The following is a 3,217-nucleotide window of genomic DNA, read 5'->3' as shown; positions in this document are numbered from 1 at the left end:
GGCCTGCGCAGCAGGCCCATATTTTGCGACTGCTGCGCAGCCGAGCGGGAGCAAGCTCCCTCGCCACAGGGACGTGATGTCACTGCCGGGGAATCAACGCCCCCGGCACCTGAATCACCCGGCTTGCGAGCAAATGCCCGGCTTCGGCGGCTTCCGCCGGGCTGCCGCCGAGCAAGCGACTCGCCAGATAGGCGGCACTGAACGAGTCCCCCGCCGCCGTCGTGTCCACTACCCGCTCGACCCGCAGGGCAGGCACTTCATAAGACCGGCCGTCGCAACGAATCAGGCAAGCCTCGGCGCCGCGCTTGAGCACCACTTCAGGCGTTCCCAACTGTGCATAGGCAGCGAACACCGCCTCGCTGTCGGCATGGCCGAACAGCGCCTGTTCGTCGTCCACGGTCAACAACGCCAGCTCGACGTAGGGCAGCACGCTGCGATAAGCCGCACGGGCCGCCTCGACCGAGGCCCAGAGCCTCGGTCGGTAGTTGTTGTCGAACACCACCTGAGCCCCGCGCCGGCGCGCCTCGACCAAGGTGTCGATGAGTTTGCGCCGGCCCTGCTCGCCAATCACCGCCAGGGTCACGCCGCTGAAATACAGCACATCGTAGTCGGCCAACGCTGCGAGGATCGGCGCGGCGGCTGGCGAGGTGAAGCAATCACGCACCGCCGCCTCGTTGCGCCAGTACAGGAAGCGGCGCTCGCCCGTCGCGTCGGTCTGGATGCAATACAGGCCCGGCAGGCGCCCGGGCAAGCGCTGGACCATGCCCAAACCAATGTTTTCGGCGGCCCAGCCCTGGCACATGGCATCGCTGAAACTGTCGTCGCCCAGCGCGGTGACGTAATCCACAGCGCCGTTGTCGCCCAAGGCCCGGGCCAGGTAGACCGCGGCGTTCAGCGTATCGCCACCGAAGCTTTGCTGCAGACTGCCGTCGGCGCGGTGTTGCAGTTCGATCATGCATTCGCCGATGAGGGCGATGCGGGGTCTGGTGTTGCTCATGAGTTATCCTGATATTTAAGCGGTGTGTTGCGGGCCGCTTTCGCGAGCAGGCTCGCTCCCACAAGTGATCGCTTGGTCACCCGAGACCCAATTGTGGGAGCGAGCCTGCTCGCGAAGGCCGCGACTCGGTCTCACTCTTAGAAACAAGTCTCCATGCTCTCGACCACCCGCAACCCCTCATCCACCAGGCACCCCACCCGCCACTTATCGAACGTCAGGCACGGATGGGACGTGCCGAACGCAATGATGTCGCCGACCCGCAGCTCAACGCCCGGCGCCACGCTCATGAACGCATGCTGGTCCATCACCGCGGTCACCTTGCAGCCGCTGACGTCGTCCCCCGTCGCCGAGTCCGAACCCGGCGTGTAGCGCTTGAGCGGCACCGGCAACCCGGCGTCGTAGGCCACGTCGCGCTTGCCCAGGGCAATCACCGCAAAGCCCGGCTCCGGCAGCGATTGCACGTGGGCCCAGACTTCCAGCGCTGGACGCAAGCCTTCGTGCAGGTCATTGCGGCGCTCCAGCACACAGCATTGCGCCTCCTTGTAGATGCCATGGTCGTGGGCCACATAACTGCCAGGTCGCAACACGCTGAGGAAGCGCCCGTGGGCATTGCGCGCCTCGAAGGATTCGGCGATCAGGTCGTACCAGGCCGAGCCCGACGCGGTGATGATGGGTTTGTCGTTGGCAAACGCGCCGCTGTCCTGCAACTGCATCGCCAGCCCAACGAGGGATGCGGCGAACGCCCGGATGCCGCTGATGGCGTGGTCGCCGTGGATCACCCCTTCGTAACCTTCGATACCGGTCAAGGCCAACGCCGGTTGCGCAGCGATGGCCTCGGCCAGGGCAAGTACCTCGGCTTCGGTCCGGCAACCACAACGACCGCCGACCACGCCGTACTCGATCATCACGTTCAACCGTGCGCCGCGCGACGCGAAATAAGCCCCCAGCTCGGCGACGTTGTCCGGATGATCCACCAGGCAATGGAATTCGAATGCCGGGTCGGCCAGCAGATCGGCGATCAGCACCATGTTCGGCCGGCCCACCAATTGATTGGCCATCAGCACCCGGCGCACGCCGTGGGCGTAGGCGGCGCGGGTCTGCACCGCGGTGGCCAGGGTCAGGCCCCAGGCACCGGCCTCGAGCTGGCGACGAAACAGCGCCGGGGTCATGCTGGTCTTGCCGTGGGGCGCCAGCTCGGCGCCGCTGTCGCTGACGAACTTTTGCATCCAGCGAATGTTGTGCTCCAGCGCCTCGCGATGCAGTACCAGGGCCGGCAGGCTGACATCGCGCAGCAGGTGGGCGCCCAGGGAAGCGGCGCCCTTTTCGACACCGGCGTTATCAATGGCAGAAGACATGTTCGAACTCCTCATACAGCCGCGGCTGTCTATTCGTTGATGCGACGGGCCAGGTTGTTGGCGCTCTCGATCAGCACCCGGCGGTAGTCGGCATAATTGTTCTTGGCATCGGCCCTCGGGGCGACGATGCACAGGGTCGCGATGGCCACGCCGCTGGGGTCTTTGACCGGCGCGGCGAAGCAATGAGTGAAGGTGTCGGCGACGCTGTCGAAGGAGAAAAACCCATCGACACCGGCCTGGCGGATTTCCTTGAGAAACTGCTCCAGGGGCAAACGCTCGCCGCCCGGCAGGATGAAGTCGTCGGGGTCGATCAGGTCGACGATCTGCTGGTCGCTCAGATGCGCCAGCAGCAGGCGCCCGGACGCGGTCCAGGGGATCGGCGCGTTCTCACCGATGTCCGAGGAAATGCGAAAGTGCCGTTCGCCTTCCTTCATCAGCGCGACGGTGTATTTGCGCCCGTTGAGCAGGCACATCTGCGCGGTTTCGCGGGTTTGGCGGACGATCTCTTGCAAGGCCTGGTCGGCCTCGCGGCTGAGGTCGAAATGCCGCAGGTGCGCCTGCCCGAGAAAATACAACTGGCGCCCCAGGTAGACGTGACCATCCTTGCCGACCGGCTCAAGGATGCGCCGCTCGAGCAGCGACGCCACCAGTTCGTAGACCGTGGACTTGGGGCTGCCGATGCCGCTGGCAATATCGTTCGGGCGCAGCGGCTGGCCGATTTCCTTGAGGAAGTCGAGGATATCGAACGCCCGATCCAATCCCCGGGCCCGGCGTTTGATGGTGTCTTCGGTCATGTCTGCGGTTCCTGAAATCTCAATTTTCATCGGGCAAGAACGCCCTTGTGGGGGGGGGGGGGGGGGGGGGG

3 protein-coding genes are annotated in these 3,217 nt (G+C 65.3%); all 3 read right to left on the bottom strand.

The genetic code is table 11. From position 1 onward, the window contains the following. Positions 1-79 precede the first annotated feature (79 nt). Positions 80-997: a sugar kinase gene (locus ACE04F_RS04720; RefSeq protein WP_434674112.1), complete on the bottom strand. Its 918-nt coding sequence runs from the start codon at positions 995-997 to the stop codon at positions 80-82. Between the two features lie 137 nt (positions 998-1,134). Continuing rightward, positions 1,135-2,352 (bottom strand): amino acid deaminase, encoded by a 1,218-nt coding sequence (locus tag ACE04F_RS04715; RefSeq protein ID WP_486105245.1) that lies wholly within the window; start codon positions 2,350-2,352, stop codon positions 1,135-1,137. 29 nt (positions 2,353-2,381) lie between these two features. Continuing rightward, positions 2,382-3,146, bottom strand: a complete 765-nt coding sequence (locus tag ACE04F_RS04710; protein ID WP_434624435.1) for an IclR family transcriptional regulator — start codon at positions 3,144-3,146, stop codon at positions 2,382-2,384. Between the last annotated feature and the right edge of the window lie 71 nt (positions 3,147-3,217).

The organism is Pseudomonas sp. AGC41, assembly GCF_057334555.1.
The sequence above is the reverse complement of the archived record's forward strand: the minus strand, read 5'-3'. Positions and strand labels throughout refer to the sequence as shown.

Coding starts and splice junctions, on each gene's coding strand:
- ACE04F_RS04710 (WP_434624435.1), bottom strand. CDS start 3,146: ATGACCGAAGACACCATCAAACGCCGGGCCCGGGGATTGGATCGGGCG.
- ACE04F_RS04715 (WP_486105245.1), bottom strand. CDS start 2,352: ATGTCTTCTGCCATTGATAACGCCGGTGTCGAAAAGGGCGCCGCTTCC.
- ACE04F_RS04720 (WP_434674112.1), bottom strand. CDS start 997: ATGAGCAACACCAGACCCCGCATCGCCCTCATCGGCGAATGCATGATC.